General features: G+C 44.8%; 23 protein-coding genes. 7 read left to right on the top strand and 16 right to left on the bottom strand.

Translation table 11 applies throughout. The features are described 5' to 3' along the window. Positions 1 to 46: 46 nt before the first annotated feature. Positions 47 to 634, bottom strand: coding sequence for an IS3 family transposase (locus ACHZBG_RS09210; protein WP_320129158.1), 588 nt, complete (start codon positions 632 to 634; stop codon positions 47 to 49). Positions 635 to 724: 90 nt separating this feature from the next. Beyond that, positions 725 to 1258: a transposase gene (locus ACHZBG_RS09205; protein ID WP_320129157.1), complete on the bottom strand. Its 534-nt coding sequence runs from the start codon at positions 1256 to 1258 to the stop codon at positions 725 to 727. Between the two features lie 366 nt (positions 1259 to 1624). Here ACHZBG_RS09205 and ACHZBG_RS09200 point away from each other — a divergent pair, with 366 nt between their 5' ends. The 5 genes from ACHZBG_RS09200 (at position 1625) to ACHZBG_RS09180 (ending at position 3808) form a co-directional block, all read left to right on the top strand. Then, on the top strand, positions 1625 to 1822 hold the full coding sequence (locus ACHZBG_RS09200) for a GntR family transcriptional regulator (RefSeq protein ID WP_320129156.1): 198 nt from the start codon (positions 1625 to 1627) through the stop codon (positions 1820 to 1822). Between the two features lie 137 nt (positions 1823 to 1959). Next, positions 1960 to 2304 carry an FCD domain-containing protein gene (locus tag ACHZBG_RS09195; protein WP_320129155.1) on the top strand — a complete coding sequence of 115 codons (345 nt, stop codon included), beginning with the start codon at positions 1960 to 1962 and terminating at the stop codon, positions 2302 to 2304. 120 nt (positions 2305 to 2424) lie between these two features. Continuing rightward, positions 2425 to 3144: an ATP-binding cassette domain-containing protein gene (locus ACHZBG_RS09190; protein WP_320129154.1), complete on the top strand. Its 720-nt coding sequence runs from the start codon at positions 2425 to 2427 to the stop codon at positions 3142 to 3144. A 240-nt stretch (positions 3145 to 3384) separates the two neighbouring features. Further along, entirely contained in the window at positions 3385 to 3591 is a 207-nt protein-coding gene (locus tag ACHZBG_RS09185) for an NAD(P)H-dependent oxidoreductase (RefSeq protein ID WP_320129153.1), read from the top strand. After that, a complete protein-coding gene (locus ACHZBG_RS09180) occupies positions 3539 to 3808 on the top strand; it encodes a hypothetical protein (RefSeq protein WP_320129152.1) in 270 nt (89 codons plus the stop codon). Before ACHZBG_RS09185 ends, ACHZBG_RS09180 begins: the two co-directional genes overlap by 53 nt. Positions 3809 to 3925: 117 nt before the next feature. Here the strand turns inward: ACHZBG_RS09180 and ACHZBG_RS09175 are convergent, their stop codons facing one another. The 14 genes from ACHZBG_RS09175 to ACHZBG_RS09110 form a co-directional block, all read right to left on the bottom strand. Beyond that, positions 3926 to 4846 (bottom strand): transcriptional regulator, encoded by a 921-nt coding sequence (locus ACHZBG_RS09175; RefSeq protein ID WP_320129151.1) that lies wholly within the window; start codon positions 4844 to 4846, stop codon positions 3926 to 3928. A gap of 4 nt (positions 4847 to 4850) precedes the next feature. Then, positions 4851 to 5546: a metallophosphoesterase gene (locus ACHZBG_RS09170; RefSeq protein WP_320129150.1), complete on the bottom strand. Its 696-nt coding sequence runs from the start codon at positions 5544 to 5546 to the stop codon at positions 4851 to 4853. 2 nt (positions 5547 to 5548) lie between these two features. Beyond that, positions 5549 to 6256 (bottom strand): SDR family oxidoreductase, encoded by a 708-nt coding sequence (locus tag ACHZBG_RS09165; RefSeq protein WP_320129149.1) that lies wholly within the window; start codon positions 6254 to 6256, stop codon positions 5549 to 5551. Beyond that, positions 6253 to 6735: a cupin domain-containing protein gene (locus tag ACHZBG_RS09160; RefSeq protein WP_320129148.1), complete on the bottom strand. Its 483-nt coding sequence runs from the start codon at positions 6733 to 6735 to the stop codon at positions 6253 to 6255. The genes ACHZBG_RS09165 and ACHZBG_RS09160 overlap by 4 nt, the downstream gene beginning before the upstream one ends. Further along, positions 6723 to 7553 (bottom strand): purine-nucleoside phosphorylase, encoded by an 831-nt coding sequence (locus ACHZBG_RS09155; RefSeq protein WP_320129147.1) that lies wholly within the window; start codon positions 7551 to 7553, stop codon positions 6723 to 6725. Before ACHZBG_RS09155 ends, ACHZBG_RS09160 begins: the two co-directional genes overlap by 13 nt. 115 nt (positions 7554 to 7668) lie before the next feature. Then, the gene (locus tag ACHZBG_RS09150; protein ID WP_320129146.1) at positions 7669 to 8601 is read right to left on the bottom strand and encodes an ABC transporter permease; all 933 of its coding nucleotides are present in this window, start codon (positions 8599 to 8601) and stop codon (positions 7669 to 7671) included. Between the two features lies 1 nt (position 8602). Continuing rightward, the gene (locus ACHZBG_RS09145; RefSeq protein WP_320129145.1) at positions 8603 to 9730 is read right to left on the bottom strand and encodes an ABC transporter permease; all 1128 of its coding nucleotides are present in this window, start codon (positions 9728 to 9730) and stop codon (positions 8603 to 8605) included. After that, positions 9727 to 11247: an ABC transporter ATP-binding protein gene (locus ACHZBG_RS09140; protein WP_320129144.1), complete on the bottom strand. Its 1521-nt coding sequence runs from the start codon at positions 11245 to 11247 to the stop codon at positions 9727 to 9729. Before ACHZBG_RS09140 ends, ACHZBG_RS09145 begins: the two co-directional genes overlap by 4 nt. A gap of 120 nt (positions 11248 to 11367) precedes the next feature. Next, complete coding sequence (locus tag ACHZBG_RS09135; RefSeq protein ID WP_320129143.1) at positions 11368 to 12450, bottom strand: BMP family ABC transporter substrate-binding protein; 1083 nt, start codon at positions 12448 to 12450, stop codon at positions 11368 to 11370. 295 nt (positions 12451 to 12745) lie between these two features. Further along, complete coding sequence (locus tag ACHZBG_RS09130; protein ID WP_320129142.1) at positions 12746 to 13792, bottom strand: glycoside hydrolase family 88 protein; 1047 nt, start codon at positions 13790 to 13792, stop codon at positions 12746 to 12748. 157 nt (positions 13793 to 13949) lie between these two features. Beyond that, complete coding sequence (locus tag ACHZBG_RS09125; protein ID WP_320129141.1) at positions 13950 to 15527, bottom strand: extracellular solute-binding protein; 1578 nt, start codon at positions 15525 to 15527, stop codon at positions 13950 to 13952. Positions 15528 to 15586: 59 nt separating this feature from the next. Further along, on the bottom strand, positions 15587 to 16522 hold the full coding sequence (locus ACHZBG_RS09120) for a carbohydrate ABC transporter permease (protein WP_320129140.1): 936 nt from the start codon (positions 16520 to 16522) through the stop codon (positions 15587 to 15589). A gap of 9 nt (positions 16523 to 16531) precedes the next feature. Next, on the bottom strand, positions 16532 to 17464 hold the full coding sequence (locus ACHZBG_RS09115; protein WP_320129139.1) for an ABC transporter permease subunit: 933 nt from the start codon (positions 17462 to 17464) through the stop codon (positions 16532 to 16534). 84 nt (positions 17465 to 17548) lie between these two features. Further along, the gene (locus ACHZBG_RS09110) at positions 17549 to 20806 is read right to left on the bottom strand and encodes a helix-turn-helix domain-containing protein (RefSeq protein WP_320129138.1); all 3258 of its coding nucleotides are present in this window, start codon (positions 20804 to 20806) and stop codon (positions 17549 to 17551) included. A 101-nt stretch (positions 20807 to 20907) separates the two neighbouring features. Here ACHZBG_RS09110 and ACHZBG_RS09105 point away from each other — a divergent pair, with 101 nt between their 5' ends. Both ACHZBG_RS09105 and ACHZBG_RS09100 read left to right on the top strand, forming a co-directional pair. Then, positions 20908 to 21882, top strand: a complete 975-nt coding sequence (locus tag ACHZBG_RS09105; protein ID WP_320129137.1) for a bile acid:sodium symporter family protein — start codon at positions 20908 to 20910, stop codon at positions 21880 to 21882. 14 nt (positions 21883 to 21896) lie between these two features. Next, the gene (locus ACHZBG_RS09100; protein ID WP_320129136.1) at positions 21897 to 23381 is read left to right on the top strand and encodes a tagaturonate reductase; all 1485 of its coding nucleotides are present in this window, start codon (positions 21897 to 21899) and stop codon (positions 23379 to 23381) included. The last annotated feature ends 11 nt before the right edge of the window (positions 23382 to 23392 follow it).

Raw genomic sequence — 23392 nt, 5'->3', positions numbered from 1 at the left:
GCATTTTGCAACTTTCGGCCGTCTTCCTGATAAAATAATTTGCCGCCTAACAGTTGTCCCAACAGTTTCCCCTGCGGGACATGCTCTGCACCACACCGAGACCCCTAAGGTAGTCGACATAGGCCCTGTTCGTGTAGGTCCATCCCCGGTCCGAGTGGATGAGGACGCCATGGAGATCGAATCCCTTGTCGACCAGTTGCTGGATGGCCTTGATGACCATGGCGAGGCTCTGGTGCTCCTCCATGACATAACTCACGATCCCGTTGTCGTACAAATCCTTGACCGCGGCCAGGAACAACCAGCCCCCCACGACACGAAGGTACGTGATGTCGGTCACCAGCTTGCACATGGGCCCCTCTGCCGAGAAGTCCCTGGCCAGTATGTTTTGTGGCAGTTCCCTTGCAGTTTCTTTCCGTATCCGATAGTAGCCCTTGGGAAACCGTCGGATGCGGACCTTCGCGTTCAGGGCATGTTCCTTCATGACCCGCTCGACGCGCTTGTGGTTCAGTTGCACGTACCCGAACCTCGCCTTCAGTTCCTGCGTCATCCTTGGAATCCCGTAGGACCAGTTTGTCTCTTCTTGTATCTGCCTGATGTGCGATGCTATGGAGACATCATTGTTGACTCGAATCATCCTTGTGTTGTTCCCAGTAATAGTAGGTGCTCGGGCAGATGCCTGCCAGCTTGAGCGAACGGGTCACAGGGGACTCCGAGCTTCCGTGCCTCAGCAACTGCTGATAGAACTTTTTTTTTGACGGATCCGTCTCCTCTGCCTCGCAGATTTGGAAGTACGTCCTGTAGAAGATAATCCCGTCGTGCATCCCCTTGAGCTCTGGACTGCTGTTGCCTTACGAGCTTCTCGAGCTCTTCCATCTTCTTCCGTTCCAATTCCGTCATTGTGTCCACCTTTCCTCTTTCTGCCTTTCTTTCTCGTGCAGACCCCGTACTCAGTATAGTTCCGAATCCATACATTCAGAACACTAATCGACAAGGCGTATTTGCGGCAAAGACCAGATTTGGTTTCTTCCTTGGACAGCGACTTGAGGACAATCCCTTCCTTTACTTGCTCGTTCATGGCCTCGTATCTACGGTCGTAGGTACAGTACACCCAGCTCTCGTTTCCACCTTCGTATTGCTTGCACCACCGCCTGGTGCTTGACGGATTGAGACCCAGTCTCTTGGCGGTGGCCTTGCCTTTGCATCCTTGCTTGAATAACTTCAAGGCCTTGAGTTTCGTCTTTTTGCTGATCTTTGACATAACAATCCCCCATGTTTGGATTTCTCCAATTCACGGGGGAAAGTTCAATACAAGGAGCCTCAAGGGCTCCTTTTTTTATTAAAAACCATGATTCTTCTCTATTTATTAATGTCATAGGTAAGACATAGGTAAGAATATCTTGGCAGAAACTTTATACTGATGAACATATATATTTTTTTGATATATTTCTATTGCATAAAGTTACAAAAAGACATAGGCTTATAACCGAGAATAAGTATAGACTTATGACATCATTTAAGGTCTAATAATTTATTTCTAGCGAGGGTATCGATATGACTTATATTTCTGAAACAAAAGCCCAAAGAAATCGCTTCGACACTTGAAGAGATGATTCTAGACAATAGATTGAAAAGTGGATCTTTCCTGCCTTCCCAGCAACTTCTTGCTGACCAATTCAGCACATCGAGCCGACCTATACGAGAAGCCCTGAAATTATTGGAAGCAAAAGGACTGGTAACTATTTCCCAAGGGCGGCGTGCCCAGATAAAAAGCAACAGCCTTAGCCAATATGTCGAATCAATTTTCAACAACGATTATCAATAAGCAAACCAACCCCGGAAAATTATTAAGAAATCTCATGCAAGTCAGAATTACCATTTCCACCAGTGCAACACGGGATTTTCTCTCGCCTTGAAAATCGAGAGACTTATCTTTCCCAGCTCTGAAAAGCTTCTGCCCAGATGGAGCTGGCCATCCCCCTTATTTACCAGAAGGATGCCATGGGAAACAAGCAATTCCAGGAAGCTGAGAACGAATTCAACCAAATATTGATATCTGCAAACAATAACCAGATACTCTCTTCCATCTACGAGAATCTTGCACCGTTGCTTGACACAGCCCTCCAATCCCTTCGCTTTACTCCCCTTCAGCTTGAAAAACGGGCAAAGGATTATTCGTATCTCTGCGAAGCCTTGCAAAACGGACAGACTGATCTGGCTGTCGCCTTGATCTTGGTAACACTTACGACATTACAGAACAAGGTGATCGATAAATTTCCTGACGAGGTTGCATCAGCCTCTGCATAAAATGGTAATTTGGCAAAACACCCTTTGCATGGTATAGTCCATCCAAAGGGGTTTCTATGGGCAAACGAATCATTGAATTGGATCATATCTCCGTAAGAAGAATGGGAATCAACATTCTCGATGATATCTCACCTTTCCCTCTGTGAAGGTGAACATGTCGCGATCATCGGGCCAAACGGAGCCGGGAAAAGCACCTTGATCCAGATTATCAGCGAAGAGATACATCCCCTTTACAACCCTCTCTCAAAAAGACTCCTCTTTGACAAAGAACGATGGGAAGTATTGGAATTGAGAAAGAAGCTGGGCATTGTCTCTGCTTCCCTGCAGTATCTTTGCAACAGCACCTATAGTGGTTGGGAAATAACCGCTTCAGGATTCTTCAGCTCGATCGGTCTCGACTTTCATCACAAGGTAACTGAAGAGCAAGCCTTAAAGACAGAAGAGGCCCTCAGATTTTTCAATGCCTGGAAACTGAAAGACAAACAGATGAACAGACTCTCCTCGGGAGAGGCTAGAAGAGTGCTGCTTTCTCGGGCTTGTGTTCATGACCCACAGGTCATGCTCCTTGATGAAGCGGTAGCAAATCTCGATTTCCCTTCTCGTCACCAATATAGACAAGAACTCCAGTTGCTTGATCAAAGTGGAAAGACAATTATTTTGGCAACCCATGAATTAAGCGAAATCATTCCTGCCATAGAGCGGATAATTGTCATGAAGCAAGGTAAAATAGTTCAAGACGGTAAAAAACAAGACATAATGAAAGAAGAAATCCTCAGTGAGGTATATGGTACGAAGGTATTCATCGACCAACGAGAAGGGCTGTTCACAGCTTGGTGTTGAGCATTTTTTCCACGCTGGACTTTTTTTGTAGTATACTTGCGATAAGAACGATATAAGCGAGGTTTACCTATGAAACGTTGTTTCTATCATTATTCACAGTGTAAGCGGTAACTGTTTCATCATTGGCTCCTATCTCAAGGAACTGATGGAGCAGCGAAATGTTGACGCCCGTCTTTATCGCGTAGAAGACCCTGATTTACATATCTGGGCCAATACGCAAAGAAACTACCAATGATTTCTATGAAGATATTTTGGCTCTGCCAGTGGGCAAGTCTCTCTACTTTATTGAAAAGCGATATGGTCATCCTTGGAAGTCCCACTCGATTCGGAAACATCTCCGCTGAAATGAAAACCTTTCTTGATACTACGTTGCCTCTCAGCAAGGACAGAAGCCTTGAAACCAAATTTTTTGCTTGTTTTCACCAGTTGCTCCCATTCGACTTGTGAAGGCGCCCATACACTCAGTGCCATGATTTATTGGTCACAAAATATGGGTATGCTTCATATTCCCTATGGAGTCCACGAAGAAATCGAGAATCTGGACCAACCTGTTGCAGGAATAGTCCATTTGGCAGGAAAGGAAGATTCAATCCGGCCGAGCGAGCAACTAGGACAAGAAATGGAAGTGTATGCTGATATTCTCAGTGCCTATATCCAGGAATAAAGAAAAATTTCAAATGCGATGAAATAACAGGAAGCAGCCTTTTGGCTGCTTCCTGTCATTACCACTTTTTCATCATTTTTATGGCATTATTCTTTTGGCATTGTCTTTTTAGGCTTGCTATTTCTGTTCTTCATTTTTTGTATCCAAATGAAAAAGCTTTCCTACCCAACGCTTGAAAAAGCTCTTTCCAAACCTAAGCTTATAATCCATCGCAGCACTGGCAATGGATACTTCCTGACTTCCGCTTGTATATTTCAAGTGGTCCCAATGCCTGACTATCCACATATAAAGGTCAGCCTCGGTCTTTCCCGGAAATGCAGACAGGATTTTTTCCTGACGAATTTCTTCGATGATTGGTTGATAGACATGGTTATACCAAGAAAGAGCCGCTTCCTCGAAACTTATCTCCTCTTCCTTGTCCTGGTTGATATAGTATTTATGAACCAGGATATGATTGACCATCTCTGGATAGGAACCTGGAGAAGAAAAAACAATTTCATCCATCGGAAGAAAAACAGGATTATATTGGTCGATAAACCGTTTTCGTTCATATTCAACAACCCGTTTTCCAAGCTGACGCATGGTCAACCCCGGTTCCAAGGGGATTTCCGTATCAAGTTCCACAACCTCGGCATCAATGAATTCCACGCCCTGGGTTTTCGCTACCGAGACCCTGTGGTTTCCATCCCTGACAAAATACCAATCACCAAGTTTATAAACTGATATAGGAGGAAGGATTATATAATCTTTCGAGGCTCTATCAATACTCTGCCATCGAGAACGAAGCAATTCTTTCTTTGGATAAAAAGCAAGGGAGAAATCATGATAACGCCCCTCACTACCTATTATGTTTGCAATTGGTATGGTCCGCATACCAAGGTAGGTTTCATTTTTCGGCTTGATCATTTCAGTTACGGCATACAACGAAAGCAAATCGGAATTCTTCCAGGCAAGGCTGCTCATCAACGACTGCATCCGACCGCGATTCCGGGCTTTCTCGAAGTCTTCGCTCGACTCCATGAAAAGAGGATTTCCCATACTCTTATTCCTTTCCCAGCAAGGGATCATCAATAATAAAACTCTGGTAAACATTGATTATCTTGGTTTGTTTATAAACGGCATGTCGGTTTGCATTCAAATCGATGAGATGCACATGCCCATGTAAAAGATATTTTGGCTTGAACCAATCCATAAAGGTCAAAAACGTAGAAAAACCACGGTGACAGGCATCGACATCATCATTGATTCCCAAAGGAGGTGCGTGGGTAAGAAGAATATCAAGGTATCTTCCGTGAACCACTCGATTCCAGAAAAGCCGGGGAACCATTCCCATCATCCTCCAGAACATTTCCCTTTCGCTATATTGATGCCGACCCTTGTTATATCGCATGGAACCACCCAGACCACCGATGAGGAGATCATGACGCTTATCATAGATTATCTTCCCATCGACGAAATCGCCTCCAAACGTCGGGAGGAATTGCATCATACCTTTCCCATCGGAGTATCCATATTGGTTCAGAGTATTGGCATGAGAAAGAAATTGGGTAAGGTATTCCAGATTATGATTCCCGAATACAAAAAACAAAGGCTTATTCAGAATGGAAATGATAAACTCATAATATTTAAGGGGAAGGTCGCCGGCAGAAATCACCACATCTACGTACCCATATCGGGCCGCTAGATTCTTGGAATAAATCAAGGGATCTGTTTCATCGGCGATACAGAGAATCTTCATGGCTATCCCACACTATATCCGCAATCAACAGTTACCACTTCACCGGTAATCGCTGTTGCAGAAGAGAGAAACAAAGCGCAATCGGCAACCTCACCAGCCTTTACAAGCCTATTGAGAATCGCACGACCCTCGAACTTCAACCTTACTGTATTAGTATCGTCATGAAGATATGGCGCGTCAAGCAACCCGGGGGCCACACCATTTACCCGTATGGAAGGTCCAAGCTCTGCTGCAAGACTCTTGGTATAGGAAACAACGGCGCCCTTGGAAGCATCATAATGGGCAGTTCCACCAAACCCGGGATGGAAAGCATTCATCGAGGCAATATTGATAATTACTCCATTTGTGCTTTTCCGGAGTAAGGGAATTGCTTTCTTGCAAACCAGGAACATTCCCTTTACATTGGTATCAAAGACTTTGTCCCAATCGGATGGCAAAAGATTTTCCTGTTCTGAAACAGTGAATACTCCGCTATTATTTATAAGGATATCCAAAGATTCCAAGGATTCAAACAATTTAAAAATGCTTTCCTCACAAAGGATATCAAGTGAAGCAATCGTCAACTTTTCCCCTAATTCCCGAACAAGTTTTTCTGCCTTGTCCTTGTTATGGGTATAGGTACAGACAACTTGATCACCATGCTCCAGAAATGCACGACAGAGTGCACTGCCCAGATTGCTCGTTCCTCCAGTCACCAATACTGTTCTCACAGCTCTTCCCTCCTGAGAAAGGTCTCCAATTCCTTGCAATTTGGATATTCACCAAGTAACTGTCTATTTCCCTGGATATATCGATCTGCTTGAAAAGGTGGACACATCGTTGTCGCACAAAGTGCATACCCTTCGGGTTTCAATAATCTTGTCCCTTGGTAGCATCCACCCGGAACTATGGTAACGGGATTCTGATTTTCCCCCACCGGGCCCAAAAGAGAAAGGGAGTGTCTTCCATCAGGGTAGAGAATCAACTGCTGCAGGGGGGAACCTTGAAGAAAATACCAGATTTCATCAGTTGGAAGCCAATGCAAGGAAGAAAAACTCTCAGGAGTAACCAAATAATAAATGGTACCTCCCAGAATTTCCATTCCCTTGCGATGGGTATAGATTTTCCTGAAAAAACCACCCTCCCCTTCAAGGCTTTGCAAACCAAGTCTCTGGATCAGAGACTTGGCATCATCAATCAAAGTGGCCATACCTTGGTAATGGAACGGACAAGAGCCGAAAAAGATTCCTTGGCCTTCTCACCGGTTTCCAACACTTCCCTATGATCCAAAGGCTGCTCAAGGATTCCAGCAGCCATATTGGTAAGACAACTGATTCCCAATACCTTCATGCGCATATGGCTTGCCACGATGGCTTCGGGGACCGTCGACATACCAACAGCATCAGCACCGCACAAACGAGCAAACCGTACCTCGGCAGGAGTTTCGAAAGAAGGTCCCGTAAAAAGCTGGTAGATGCCTTCTTTCAGATCCAATCCCAAATCCTTACCACATTTCTTTGCAATTTGGCGGAGTGTCTTATCATAGGCGGTAGACATATCAAAAAAACGTTCACCCAAGGCATCCTGGTTCATTCCCCGTAACGGATTATCCGCGATCAACTTGATATGATCACTGATAAGCATCAAGTCTCCTGGTTTCCACGATTCATTTACACACCCCGCGGCATTCGTAAGCAACAGATTCTTGATTTTGAGAATATGCATGGTCTGAATGGGAAAAACCACTTGATCCATTCCATAGCCTTCATAGTAATGGAATCGCCCTTGCATACACAAAACCCGTTTCCCTTCAAGATTACCGACAACCAATCTGCTTTTATGACCAGATACCGTGGAAACGGGAAAATGGGGAATATCCTTGTAGGGAATATATACAGGATCCTGAATAACATCTGCAAGTTCTCCGAGGCCACTTCCCAGAACCATACCTATCTGAACAGGTTCTTCCCCTATTTTTGAAGCAATATACGATGCAGCTTCCTGCAATTTTTCCATGAGATTATCCATAAACCCTCCAATTTCTTCAGCCTACTATATTTTTTGCATTCAGAAAAGCAATAGGCTTCTTCCAAGAAAAAGGAAACAGCCCCGAAAGGCTGTTTCCATACATGCACAAAACATCTTAAAAAGGTTCGCCGGAAGCCTTTGGCGCAGCCGAGTGCTTCGAAAAAAGCACCAAGGCCAACAAGGTGGCAACATAGGGGAAAACCTTGAAAATAGCCGGAGGCACAACCTCCAGGGAAGGAATAACCTGGGAAACGTTTGCTATCGTAGTAGCAATACCAAAGAAGAAAGTGGCTCCCAGAATTCCAAGAGGTTTCCATTGTCCAAATATCAAGGCTGCAATAGCCAAGAATCCCAAGCCTGCAACGGTTCCATTGAACTCACCGGAATACGTAATCAATATAACACCGCCACCAAGCCCTGAGAGAGCCCCACTCATCAGCACCCCAAAATATCTCATCTTATGAACACTGATACCAGCAGAGGCAACAGCCGAGGGATGTTCACCACAAGCCCGTAGACGCAAGCCAAAGGAAGTCTTGTAGAGAAGGATCCAAGAAAGACCCCAGATCAGCAGACAAAGCCAAGTAGTCCAATAGGTTTGGCTGAACAGAAGTGGTCCGAGAACCGGAATACTTGACAATACAGGAATGTCTTTTCTGATAATACCCATCAGGATCCTGATGTTTCCGCTTCCGGAAATAGTCCTGGCCAGGTATACGGTCAAGGCACTTGCCAACATGTTGATCGCAGTACCGCTGATTACCTGATCTGCCTTCAAATTGATGGAAGCAAACGCATGCAAGACGGAAAAGAGAGCCCCTGCAATGACCGCCGCCAACAACCCCAAGGGGAGGGCAAGCGCAATGCTATAAGTCTCCACCATCTTGATCGTAAGGGCTGAAGCAAAATACCCAATGAGCATCAAGCCTTCCAATCCAAGGTTGGTGACGCCGCTTCTTTCACTATACAGACCACCCAAAGCAGTAATAAGCAATGGTATCGTGTAGGCTATTGCATAAGGAAAAATCCTTGTAAGTATCAACCACATATTACTTTACCTCCTTGGATGGTGTTTCAGTCTCTTCTTTATCCAATGCTTTCGTTTCATTCTTCATTTGGATTCTATGAAACAAACCATCCCACATTCTCTTGAACAAGACGCTGGTGGCAGTAAAGTAGATGATTACCGCAATAATGGTATCCGCAATTTCAGGAGGTATATTGGTCATGGCATTCATGAACCCTTTTCCTGACTGCAGTATCCCAAAAAACAAGGAACTGAGCAAAACTCCCAATGGATTGCTAGCCCCCAGCAAAGCAACGGCGATACCATCAAAACCCTGGGAAGGCATCACGCCGATTTGCATATTCCTTGAATACCCTGTGTAATAGGTCAGACCAGCCAATCCAGCAAGGCCTCCCGCAATCATCATGGAAATGACAACGCTCCGATTGACTTTGATACCTGCATACTCTGCGCAAAACCGGTTCGAGCCTACTGCCTTCAATTCAAAGCCAAGCGTTGTCTTGTCAAGAATGAACTTGATGACAATTACGGCAACTACGGCAATGAAAAAACCCAGGTTCATATAGGAACCATTGAATAAATTGGTAAGCCACGGAGACCTCAGCGATTGCGATATGGCAATACTGGAGGATTCAGTCTCCAAAGAAGGTCCCTTGAGGTAAGCAGGAACAAAATAGTAGATTGACCAGTAGGCAATCCAGTTCATCATAATGGTTGCGACAACCTCATGCACATTGAATTTTGCCTTGAGAAAACCGGGGATGACGCCCCAGACCGCTCCGCCAAGAAACGCAGAAAGGGTAAGCACTACAAGAAACAACGGTCGAGGCAAAAATACATAGTGAGCAACCAAGGTAGCACATAAGCCTCCAACCAGAATCTGCCCAGAGGCCCCGATATTGAACAAGCCTGTCTTGAAGGCGAAGGCAACAGAAAGGCCAACTAACATAAGGGTCGTAGAGGTCGCAAGGGTGTTGCCAATCCTCTCGATATTCATCAACGCGCCTTTATTCAGATACAAAAATCCTTCAAAAGGATTGCTTCCGATGGAAGCCATCAGTATTGCACCAGCCAGCAAACCCAGCAAGACCGCACTGAGGGCAACAAGGAAGGCATTGCTCTTCAATTCTTTGGTAGTATGTTTTTTCATTCTGCACCTTCTTTGTGCTTTACACCGGCCATCATCAAACCAACAGCCTGTTCATCTGTCTCACTGGTCTTCACTATATCGATCAATTCACCGGAATTCATGACAGCAATCCGATCCGAAAGATTGAAAATCTCATCCAATTCAAAAGAAACCAACAAAACTGCATGACCCTTGTCCCTATGGGCGATCAATTGCGAATGGATATACTCGATAGCCCCGACATCCAATCCTCGGGTAGGCTGTACGGCAATAAGTAATTCAGGATCCGATACTACCTCACGGCCTACTATCAGTTTCTGTTGGTTGCCACCGGATAACTTTCCGGCCAAGGAATCAATGCCTTCCCCGCTACGGACATCAAACTGGGTGATTACCTTCTTGGCATACTCTTGCAGATATTCTTCATTGAGTATTCCGTTCTTGCTGAAAGGAGCACGATAGAATTCCTTTATCGCGACATTGTCACTAAGGGTCTCACTCATGACCAACCCACGTTTCTGTCGATCCTCAGGAATATGGCCGATACCGATTTCATTTCTCTTTCGGATTTGTGCATAGGTAATATCATTGCCATCAAGACTGATTGTTCCACTCTCGACGTCCCTCAGACCTGTAATGGCTTCAATCAATTCAGACTGGCCATTTCCGTCGACGCCGGCAATACCCACAATCTCGCCTGCCTTGACACAAAGATTGAAGCTTTTCACCCCGAGGACCTTCTTGTTATTCATAACATTCAAGTCATGGATATCCAAAATGACCCTACCGACCTGAGCTGGTTTCTTGTCGACCTTGAAATTGACTGGACGGCCAACCATCATGGAAGCCATTTTTGCCTGGGAGGTCGTTTTCACGTCGACGACCCCGATGACTTTACCCCTTCGGATAATGGTACAACGATCGGCAACGGCCTTGATCTCATTCAATTTATGGGTAATGAGAATTACTGATTTGCCTTCAGCGATGAGATTACGCATAATCTGCATCAAGTCCTCGATCTCCTGGGGAGTAAGGACTGCGGTAGGCTCGTCAAAAATCAAAATATGGGCATCGCGGTAGAGCATCTTCAGAATTTCTACACGCTGTTGCATTCCTACGGTAATATTTTCGATAATCATATCAGGGTCAATATTCAGACCATATTTCTCGGATAGATCCTTGATCTTCTTGGAGGCTGTTTTTCTGTCCAGGAAAAAATGCCCTTCCTTCCCGAGAATGATATTCTCCGTGACGGTAAAATTATGAACAAGCTGGAAGTGTTGGTGAACCATGCCTATGCCAAGATTACTTGCATCATTCGGACTATTGATGGAAACCTGTTCTCCCCTGACCTTGATAGTTCCGATATCAGCGTGATACAAACCAAACAAAATACTCATCAGCGTGGATTTTCCCGCTCCATTCTCACCAAGAATGGCATGAATTTCGCCTTGCTCCACTTGTAAGGTGATATCATCATTTGCAACAATCCCTGGAAATTCCTTGCGGATGTTCAGCATTTCAATAACATGACTCATCGGTTGACTCCCTATGAGGACACGCCGTGCGTGTATTTTTGATTAAATAAAGATAGTTTAGAGTACACAAGGGCCACCTATGTTCGGTGGCCCTTGTTACAGGTACATACTTACTCAGACTTATTTATACAGTCCATCAGCAGAAGCTGCGACGGAAATTCCGCCACTCTTCATTTTTGCATATACGTCGGCAACTTCAGAAACAACTTCCTTGGAAAGGTTCGGATTCTCTACAGGAATACCGATACCATCGTTGGTAGCATTGAGTCTGAGAATCTGACCACCAGGGAAAGATCCATTCAATTCAGCGGTGATCATATCATAGGAAGCACGATCAAGATACTTCATTGCTGAAGTAAGGATAACGGATTTTCCACTAGGCATTACACCTTCGCTGTACTGGTCAACGTCAACACCAATTACCCATACTTTCTTTCCTGCAGCTACACGGTTCTTTGCTTCGTTGATAACACCAACACCAACACCACCGGCGGCAGCGAAAATTACATTAACACCCTTGTCGTACATGGAAGCAGCAATCTGCTGTCCAGCACTTATGTTGTCAAAGGAACCCTGATACAGGTCATTTTCCTGCTTGAGCACAATCTTTGTCCCATAGTTTGCATTGGCATACTTGATACCCTGTTGGAAGCCCCAGTTGAATTTCTGTACGGCAGGGATTTCCATTCCGCCAACAAAACCAAACTCAGCTTCTTTCATTTGCAAGGAGGCAGCCAATCCAGCCAAGAAACCAGACTCTTGTTCAGCCCAATAAACAGCTACTACATTCTTTTCAATACGGAAAGTCTGATAGTCAGCGGTATGGGGTTCGCCATCAAGAATGACAAACTTGACCTTGGGAAATTTATCCTGGGCTTCGTACAGGGAAGTCTCAAACTTGAATCCCGGGCAAATCACCATATTATAGCCGGCATCTACAAGATTTCCGATTTCCTTGAGGTAATCAGCTTCAGTGGTCCCTGAGGGCTTGAGATATTTGGTCGTAAGGCCATAATCGGCAGCAGCACGAACAATACCTTCCCAGGTGCCCTGGTTAAAGGATTTATCATCAATTGTTCCACTATCAGTAACCATGCCAACCCGAAGGTTGCTTTTTGCAGGACCTGCTTCACCGGTTCCCTGGGCAAAACCCATGGCACCAAGCATAAGGAAGGCACAAAGCATAACAGTCAGTTTCTTCATTACGTTCTCTCCTATTTTGTGACGAACACAAAGAGTCTTTATACCGCTATTCTACATTCAGCCTTTACCATTGTCAAACAAAGAAATCTTTTTCAGATTCGTCTAAAGTTCCTTCCATTTGGTTTTTGTATAAATAATTAAAAATATATCAATACTGTATGATAAGTCGTGGAAAAAAATGTTTCCCTTCCATGGGAAATTCAAAGGTATATTATTTCAAAAAAATAGCGTATAGGTCTCGGCAAGAAAGACAAATACGCTACAAAAACAGGCAGAACAAATACATAGGAGGAAATTACGCCAAGGACATTTCTTCCTCGATGCAAGCCAGTAAAAAGGGACCTACTCCCTTGAAATCATCTTCAACGACTTTTTCCTGGATATAATAGCGGAACGAGCCGTCCCTATAGGGATTTCCGCCCAAGCCAGCAACTGAGCAAATACCACCAAGATGCAATTGCCCCTGGTCATCCTTGCGTAAATAGGTGGTTTTCATATCTTCCATCGCCAATCCAGCTTTTGCAAGACAGGTCTCCCTCATTGCAGGATCACGGACAATACCCAATCGGACAGCCTTGAACAAGGTATAGCAAAACATACTGGTACAAGAAGTCTCTTCATAATTTCCTGCCATATCGCCTTTATCCAGGACTTGGTACCACATCCCCTTCTTGCCTTGGACTTTCAAGAAGGCAGGGATCAGGGAATTCATGATTTCATACAGGTTTTCTCGCTCAGGATGGTCCATAGGCAAGAAGTCCAGGGTATCCAAAATGGCCATGCAAAACCATCCCAGGGCCCTCCCCCAGAAATGGGGAGAAAGTCCGGTATCCTTATCAGACCAACGTTGTCCTCTCGACTCGTCATAGGCATGATACAGCAACCCTGTCTTAGAATCCCTCAAGGTCTTATAGACAACCTGAATCTGAGCTGCAATATCATCAAAACCCTTTGGTTCATTGAATTCCTTGCAATACTGAGCATAGAAAGGCCCTTGCATATAGACACCATCAAGCCAAATTTGCCAAGGGTATATTTCCTTGTGCCAATAAACTCCGCTGAGGGTTCTTGGCTGGTCTTCCAGCTGTTCCTTCAATAATTTTGCTGCAAGATAAAATCGTTTTTCCCCTGATTTAGCATATAGGTAAAACAAGTTTCTTCCAGCATTGATCTGGTCAAGGTTGTACTCTCCCTTGCGATACGAGACAATCTCTCCATCAGGACCAATCAAAGGATCATACAAACCATAGGCCCAATCATAGAAGTCCTCCACCTGAGCCATCTCTCCGGCCAAGAGGCAACTATGGATAACAAGCCCATGTTCGTAGTGCCACCTCATCATACCCCTATGATATCGAGATACAACAGACCTTGCCATCTGGAGTGACAGTGGTTCAGATACGTTCATCATTATTCCTTATTTCAAGCCAAAGTAGGAAGATACTGGTGGCTTTCTTTCCTAATCGGGAAAAAAGCCACCGGATACAAAACCTTTTTGGTTACTTCAAAAGACCATTTTCCGTGGCAAAGGCTACACCTTTGTCATTCCAATCCTGACCACCGAGTTTCTTGAACTCATCAAGCCACTGTGTCCAGTTTGCAGGAGTAAGGGTACGTTTCCCGGTAATGAATTCACTCAAGCCCTGCTCATAGAAACGTTTGAGATCTGCATTGGGAATAGGAAGCGTATCAGCACCGATCTGGGGAGTCCATTTTCTGGTCTGCATATCCCTCAAGACGGTAAGAGCTGACATTTCTTTCTTGCTGACATCAGTTACATACTTCGGATAGCGGGCATAGAGCTCAATATCACCATTGTAGAAAACCATGTTTCTCAACTGGGTAACAGTCTGGCCACCAGGAGCCGAGAAAGCAACGTCTGGATCAGGAAGACCAGCTACCACAGGAATACCATTGGCATCCTTGTTATAGTTCACGCCTTCGACACCCCATCCCAACAAGTAGTAACCCTCGTCAGAAGCCATCCATTCAAGCAACTGGGCAATCTTATCTTTCTTTCCTTCCTTGACTGCCTTTGCGCTGATCGAATAGATTCGGAAATTGGCAGTATAGGGTCCAATCGAAGATTTCCCGGTTGGTCCTTTTGGAGGATCAATGACAATCCATTGACCGTCAGGGAAATTCTTGTCAAAAGGTGCGTAGTTGGACTGTGCGGCAAAAGCAGCGTTTTGCTCACGCATTACGCCAAAACGGCCCTGTTTCCAAGCAGCACGGAAATCATCCTTCCTGTAGGCAAGCCAGTTCGGATCAATGACATTGGCATCAATCATGGATTTCAGATACACCATGGCATCATAGAATTCGGGCTTCAGTATATTCAAGGAAGCATTTTCCTTGGTCATATCCCAGGTACCATCAACACCGAAAGCACCGAAAATGGGCTCCAGTCTTCTTCCGGGCCATGCTTCAAAATTGTTGATCTCAGTGAAAGCTCCGTATCCCCAGGTATCGTCCTTGCCATTGCCATCGGGATCATCAAAGGTGAAAGCCTTGAGAACAGTCATCAGTTCATCAAGATTGGTAGGAACGGCAAGTCCTAATTTATCAAGCCAATCCTTACGAATCAAAAGTCCTTCATTCTTGGCAATTGAACCAGGATCGGAAAGACCGTAGCCTGTTCCGTTGATCGTGGCCATTGCCTTGCTTACTGCATCGTAATGGGTTGCTGTCCTGACCGGCATCTTTGCATACATATCATCGACAGGTGCAATCAAACCTTGGGGAACCAGTCTCAACAAGACATCCCTACGAAGCATAAACAGATCAGGAAGATTGTTTGCGGCGGCGGCAGCCTGGACTTTCACATCCTGGTCACTTTCGTTTGAAGGAAGGGCAGTCAACTTGAGGTCAATGCCCAATTTCTCTTTGATAATCTTGAATCCAACCCAATCCGCAGGGGGTGGCCCAGCCTCAGTTATTGCAGCTCCATACCATAAATCAATCGAAGTGGGACCTGTCGTTTTTACCTCATCTGTCGATCCTTGTGCAAATACTGGACTTGCAACAAGAGACAACAAGGCAACCAGAGCAACGAGAGAAAGCATGCGTTTCTTCATAATCAATCCTCCTTACATATGAATAACCAACGTACAAAACATGGACAAAAACGTACATTTTACCCTTTTACGCTTCCTAGAAGCGTACCTTTGGTAAAGTACTTTTGTATAAACGGATAAGCCAGAACCATCGGTATTGCACTCAGGAATACCGAAGCAGCCTTGATTGCGGCAACAGGAGCATCTCCGAAGGCATTTACCTCAACATACTCGTTCATGCCACTCGCCATCAAAATATTACGGAGCAATATTGGCAGGGGTTGGAGACTGTTGCTATTCAAATACAACATGGCATGGAAGAAATCATTCCAAAAAGAGACCCCGTAGAACAACCCGATGGTCATGATGATTGCCTTTGACAAGGGAAGGATGATTCTCATCAGAACCTGGATCTCCGTTGCCCCGTCAATTCTTGCAGATTCCTTCAGTTCATTGGGAATTCCCTCAAAGAACGAGCGCATGATCAAACAATTGTAAGTACTGATGGCTCCCGGAATAAAAACCGCCGCCAAATGGTCGATCAATCCGATATTGGTGACAAGCAAGTAAGCGGGAATCATCCCGACATTGAAGACATAGGGAATGACAATCAGTATATTGAAGAATTTTCGGCCAGGCAGGGAGTTGATCGAAAGCACATAGGCCAAGGGAGTAGTCAGGAACAATGCCGAGGTAACCCCTCCTGCCAGAATCAACAAGCTGTTTTTGAAGGCAAGGATGAATCCATTGTTTCCCAACAAGGCTTTATAGGCGGAGTTAGACCACTTCCAAGGGACAAGGAACATTCCCTGAAGGTTATTTCCAATGTAATCATTTGGTCTGAAGGACAGGGTAATGGTACTCCAAAGCGGTATTGCAATAACAAAGAGCAATATCGAAAGAAACACTGTTACCAAGCCATTGAATGTCTTATCCGCAACAGTTGGCTTGAGTGCAACATTTGCCTTGAAACTATTTAACTTTACTTTTTCTTTCTTGTTTCTGGAATTTTCCATAGCTCTCTCCTAATACAATGAGGATCCACCGAAACGTTTGACCAGACGGTTTGAACCGAGGATCAAGAACATTCCGATTACACCCTTGAATAGGCCGACCGCCGTGGCCAGACCAAACTGGAATTCCAGTAAACCTTGACGATACACCCAGGTATCAATGATATCCCCTACCGACAAGACAGGCGTTGAGTACAACATAAAAAGCTGGTTGAACCCTGCATCGAGGATTGTCCCAAGTCTGAGCAAGAGAACAATTACGATTACCGGACGAATCGACGGAAGGGTGATATAGCGAACCCGTTGCCAGGAATTGGCGCCCTCGACCAGTGCCGCCTCAAACAAGGAAGGGTCAATACCCATCAACGCGGCAATGAAAATAATGGCCGTCCAGCCCATCTCCTTCCAGGCATCACTGAAGATGACTATCCAGGGAAAAGCCTTCGTACTGGTCAAGAAATCCAGAGGAGCATGACCGAAGAGTTTCAGCACATCATTGAAAATTCCATCTCCGGGAGCCAGCATGGCAAGAAGTATTCCATACATGATTACCCAGGAAAGGAAGTGAGGGAGATAGGCAAGGGTCTGAACGATTTTTCCCAATATAGGATGAGTACATTCGTACAATGCAATTGCAAGCACGATAGCCAAAGGCAAACTGAAAATCAGCTTTCCAATGCTATACATGAGCGTGTTCCTCAACAATTCCCAAAAATAATAGGAATGGACGAACGTCTTGAAGTTTTCCAGTCCAATCCACTTACTTCCAAGAACTCCATCAAGGGCCATATAATTCTTGAAAGCTATCTGTCCGTTGAAAATGGGAATGTATTTAAACAAAATATAATAAACAAGAGGAACCACCAAAATCGCATACACCGATTTATGGCGTTTAATCTCACGTATGATCTTTGAATCACGTCGCAGCACTTCACTATTGCCCATACCACCCTACCTCATATTGAAAGAATACGGCAAGAATGGGGGATAATGCAGAGAGACTCTTGTACTTTTCCGTCATTTTCACGCTTATGATCGATTGATTGACCTAAAAAACCCAGGAGATAATCCTTTGATTTTTTTGAAAACACGACAAAAATAGGCTTGATCCTGAAACCCTGTCTGACTTGCTATCTCATTTATCGTGAGTCCAGTTTGGCGAAGCAGATTTTCGGCCAAAAAGATTCGATGCCGATTGAGATAATCCCAGGGAGAAAGCCCTATTTCCTTTCTGAAAATCCTGGTAAGGTAGTCCTCACTCACATTTACGGCTTCGGCAAGTTGCCAACGTGAGACCTGCGAGGAAGCGTGAAGGGATAAATATACGACTGCCCGTTTTACCAGGATACCGGTAAGGGAAGGCAAAAGAGAATCATTACCACGCAACCTTATCAATCTGGAAAGAAATTCCTTGCTATCAGCAATACTGGTGTTCACAATGAGAATATTCGGGATAAGACTCAGCTCCTCGATCTCTGATTCCGTCCAGATTTCCTTGATAATGACAATAGGCACCGAAAACGCAACCCTACCCTTGCGAATGGCCGTAAACTGAGACACATTACACTCACAGGAGATCAACAGGGAAGGTTTTGCCTGTAAGGCAAGTTCTTCGAATTGCCCAAGGGAAGTCATTTTGACCAAGGACCCTTGAAAAGCCAAGGAAGTGAGTTCGCCAAGAAAATCACCAAAAACAAAAACAGTCCCCTGAGTTTGCATGGCTCCATTGGATTCAAGCGCTTCCCGTATCGTTGGAAATCCATCAGGACACCCCAGACAAATGAATGGCAAAAGGGAGGTCAGACTATCAGTGCCCAACACATGCAAGGCCAATTGCTGATCCAGACCATTTTCCTGGGCATCCCAGAGAATTTGTCCTATCGAAGAAGGAATTCCACCCTTTCTACCTACCTCAGGGGCATGTAAAATTTGTATAGGTTCGAAAGCTGCAAAAGCGATAGGTACCGTCGCTTCTTCCCTTTCAGTTATATAATAAGGAAAAGAGGGGCCCTGTTTTGACAAAACCGGCTCATCAGAACCCAACCCAGGCCACGGAAGACGAAACCTCACTGAGTTTCCCTGGCAGGAAAAAATTCCCCCACTCATCAAGACAATTCTTTCAGCAAGCAAAAAACCTGGATTTTGACGATACAATTCCGCTTTCCAACCTAGCGAAGTAGAATAGAGAGCAAACTCCAAGCCTTCCGTCGTACTATTGGTTTTGAGAAGACAAATACTGTCATCAGAGATAATCTGGGTCCTGACAATGGAAAGAATTTCCCTCAATCTCTGACGATCTGTACGCAAAGCCGGCAATTCCAGACTTCCCTCATACTGTACATGTCCTTCTGCAAGGAATTCCTGAACAAGGGAACTGGCATTGAACACCTGGATATCAAAACCCAGGGCTCCTGTCTGCGAAAGAGTAAGATCGAGTAGATGGTTTGCCTTGGAAACTTCATCTTCCATTGCTCCGATTATCTGCTTGATTTTTTCGTCGGACCTATCTTCATTTGGAATATTTTTGAAAAGTTGGAGGATAGTGTCCAAGGGGTTGCGAAGCCCCTCGCTGACATTTGCAAAGAACTCCTTTCGTAACCGCTGCGCATGTTCAGCCTGTTCCCTGGCACTATTTGCCGCTTCCACAAGAAAGGTTCCCTTGAGGGCACTGCTCAAGGCTGTACGAAGTTCCTCCATCAAATTGCCATCGAAAACTTCAGTTCTGATAACCAAGTATCCCAACGGTTGATTCTCCATGAACAGAGGTTCGATCACATAGACACCTTGGGCCAAAAGTTGGGAAAAATGCAAAGGAAGCAATAAATCCTTTGGGAACAACTCCGTTTCCAGATATACCCTAGTTGCATCAAAGCCTCCGACAAAACAACTGAGTTCATCATTCTGATGGGTAACCAGATAGCATTGAGGAATGCCCAAGGCAGGAAGATGCGCTTCCAGAACTGTAGGAATCGCCTGTATACTTCGAATGCAAAGCAGGTCACACTCAAGCGAATTGAGTTTCTTTTTTTGCATCAATACGGCATAGGCATGTTCATTGGAAACCAAATCTTGTTGACGCAGAAACATATCCCGCAAGGAAGAACCAAAATTTTTCTTGAAGGAAAGATTGGCAAAGAATAGCTCATACCACGACAAGGCCTCAGACAACTGGTTGGGATCGCCTCCTGAATCAAGGAATCGATAGGCAAGGTTTTGTATGGCTTCCTCTATCCTTGCGGCCAAAAAGGTATCCTCAACATCCTTATATTTGGAGGCAAGCTCCAACAAAGGTCTTATTTTTCGTTGTACCGTCTTTTGCGAGAGGCCAAAGGCTTTCTCAAGCCATTCAATATAGTCATTCTCAGAGGAAAGGATCTTCTTGGCCTCCAGATAGCCACCCAAGGAATCCACGCAGCCACACGACCTCCTGACAACACACTCAGCAGGCAAAAGAATATCGGGGCCATTGAACGTATGTTTCTCCAACATCTCCTCAACCATGGCCCAAGAGAGGAAAGCCATGCGTTGAACTGGCATCTTCGCTGTAGTACAGGGCACTTTCAGCAGTCGACTCTCCCGGCTATTGTTGAAACCGACAATCCTCAGATCCTCAGGAATCCTGATACCCATTGCCTCCAGGACCTTGCCCGCCCCAAACATCATAAGATCACTCGAACACGATAAGGTATCGAAATCCTTCCCGGGAATCAGATGCCGGGCAGAAACCAATTGGTCAAGCGCTTTTGCTCCCTCAGTCCAACCAAAGGGATCGGACACAAGCAAGGGATCATAGGCAATTTTCTGATTTTCAAGGACATCTTTATAGGCTTGAAACCTATCATTTGAGGAAAGATGATTCTCGGGTCCCCTGATAAAGGCAATCTTGGAAGCATGATGGACCTTGATGCAATGAATCAGTTGATTCTGGATGCCTGCATAGGCATCAAAGGAAATATTGGGAAAACCTTCCCTATTCATACCTATGGTCACGCACGGCAAAGAGCCAAACGAAGAATGAAAATCCTTGACCTCATCAATGCTGACAGCTCCTCCTAAAGAAGATCCCCAACTGATCAATCCATCCAGATTCTTGGTATTTGCCAGAGAAGAGAGACTGTTTCTCAGATATTCAAAATCCTTGGGATACGCCAGCCTTCCCACGGGAAAGACAAACAGTGAGCCCTTTGCTTCTTGCGCAACATGAGCAATATCAGACCAAAAATCAATTGAAGCACCGGTATGGATCGATGCCAGAATCAATCCAATTCTTCGAGAAGTTTCTGCCATCTCAAAAAACCTCCTTTTCTTCGTTCCCAGCCTAGGAAACAACTATAGCATAGCAAGACTCTGCTTGACAGTCCAAGCATTGGGAAGTTATCCTAGGAACAATGTTTCATTTTCAAAATACAGAGACAAAATTAAGGCAATTCAACCATAGTCTTGAGCATTTGATGCCAGTACTCACCCCTTTTGGAGTCATCCTGGGATTGATTCTGGGAACCTTGGTAAGCTGGATGAACCCCTCAGTGACCTATTTGTTTGCATTCCTTACTTTTTGCGGGGCTCTGGGGATCAATACCACGGATTTCTTCAAGGTACTGAGACATCCCAAACCCATCATATTCTTCTTGATCGGTGCCAATATCATCATGCCCTTCCTGGCCTGGGCACTGGCTTCGCTGGTCTTCCATTCAAACATCGCCATGATTACCGGCTACATCCTTCTGCTTTCCATTCCAACGGCGGTTTCCGGATATATCTGGAGCTCGATATATGAAGGAAATGGGGCGCTATCACTTACCTTTATATTGATTTCAACAGCCTTGGCTCCGATATTCACCCCTTTTACCGTTAAGCTCCTTGCCCAGACTTCCATTGCCATCGATACAACAGGAATGATGCTATCCTTATTTAAAATGGTGGTAATCCCTTCCATCCTCGGGATAGTGATCAACAACCTGACAAAAGGACAGGTAAATGAACATATAACTCCCAGTCTACGTCCTTTTTCCAAGCTTGCCTTGTTTCTGGTAATTATCATCAATACCTCCCAGGTCTCTAAAGATCTTCTTGCAAATGCTTCCTGGTCCTATCTTCCTGTAGCCTTGGTCTGTGCAACAATTGCTTCTTTGAGCTTTCCCATTGCCTATGTTTTGGGAAGAATTGCAAAACTGTCAAGAGAGGACAATATCAGCCTGACCTTTGCAATCTCCTTGAGAAACATAAGTGCAGCTCTTATACTTGCAATCAATTACTTCCCTCCTGAAACCGCGTTGCCTGTCATTTTCGGCATTGTATTACAGCAGACTATTTGCGCCATTATGGGACATTTCCTTTTTGGTAAAAATCAGCCTGCATCATAAAGGAGTCATTGAACATGGAGACAATTTCCAAAGTCAAGAACACCAAGACAAGACCTGAAAGGGTATTGCAATTCGGTGAAGGAAATTTTCTCCGTGCCTTTGTTGATTGGCAAGTCGATTTACTCAATGAAAAAACAGACTTCAACGGGAATGTCGTCCTGGTGCAACCTTTGGAAAGGGGCATGGGAGAAATGATCAATGCCCAGAAGGGTTTGTACACTACAATACTCAGAGGTATCCGAGAGGGAGCCCCTTTTGAACAATATCGGACCATCGATTGTGTAAGCCGTTGTCTCAACCCGTATAAAACTGAGGAATTTGTGCAATATCAACCCTTGGCTGATAGTACGGATTTGCGTTTCATCATCTCCAACACCACTGAAGCAGGTATAACCTATCGTAGCGGAGATAGCCTCGAAGACACTCCCCAATCCTCTTTTCCGGGAAAAATCTGTGCTTTCCTGTTCAGACGCTTCAAAACTTTTGCGGGAGCAACGGACAAGGGAATCATTCTCATTCCCTGTGAACTCATTGAAAACAACGGAGATACCCTTAAAAAAACCGTCAAGCAATTTGCCAGTGAGTGGAATCTTGGACAGGCCTTCATTACCTGGCTGGATGAAGCTTGTGATTTTTGCAACAGCCTCGTTGACCGTATTGTCCCGGGTTATCCGAAACAAGAAGCCGCCGCTTTGTGCCAGATACTCGGATATCAGGACAATCTCCTTGATTCCGCTGAACTCTTCTACCTTTGGGTCATTGAATGTCACAAGGAGTTTCATGAAGATGAGCTGCCTCTCAAGGCAGCAGCTCTCAATGTCATCTGGACCCACGACATGAGTTTCTATAGAGATAGAAAAGTCAGGATACTCAACGGGTCACATACCATGATGGCCTTGGCTGCGTATCAATGTGGACTGGAAACCGTAGAGGAGTGCATTCATGACAGCTTACTCTATCAATTTTTATATGCCGGTATCTTTGATGAGATTATTCCCTCAATGGAAGCAACCAGGGAAATACTTGAACCGTATGCCACTGAAGTTCTGGAACGGTTTCAAAATCCGTATCTGAGGCATCAGTTACTCAGTATTTCATTGAATTCCATACGTAAATTCAAAAATCGGGATCTTCCCTCCTTGCTTGGATTCATCGAAAAGAACAATAGGCTCCCCCAGCATCTTGTCTTTTCGCTTGCTGCCCTGATCTCTTTTTATGAAGGCACTGAATTTGAGGGACCTGATCTCAAGGGATCGAGAGATGGAGAACTCTACCTCATCAAGGATAGTTATGAGGTACTTTCAAGATTTGCCGAGCTCTATGGAATGGGCGGGGATATCAAAAAGAAGGCAGAAAGACTTTCTTCGGCAATCTTGGCGGAAGACACTTGGTGGGGACAGGATTTGACAAAAATAAAAGAATTGGAAAGTATGGTAAGTAATTATTTGGTCCAGATTTGGACCAAAGGAATGAAAGAAGCTCTCAAAGAAATAATATAGGAGAATTATAG

It is taken from the genome of uncultured Sphaerochaeta sp. (assembly GCF_963676625.2).
Classification (GTDB): Bacteria; Spirochaetota; Spirochaetia; order Sphaerochaetales; family Sphaerochaetaceae; genus Sphaerochaeta.
The sequence above is the reverse complement of the archived record's forward strand: the minus strand, read 5'-3'. Positions and strand labels throughout refer to the sequence as shown.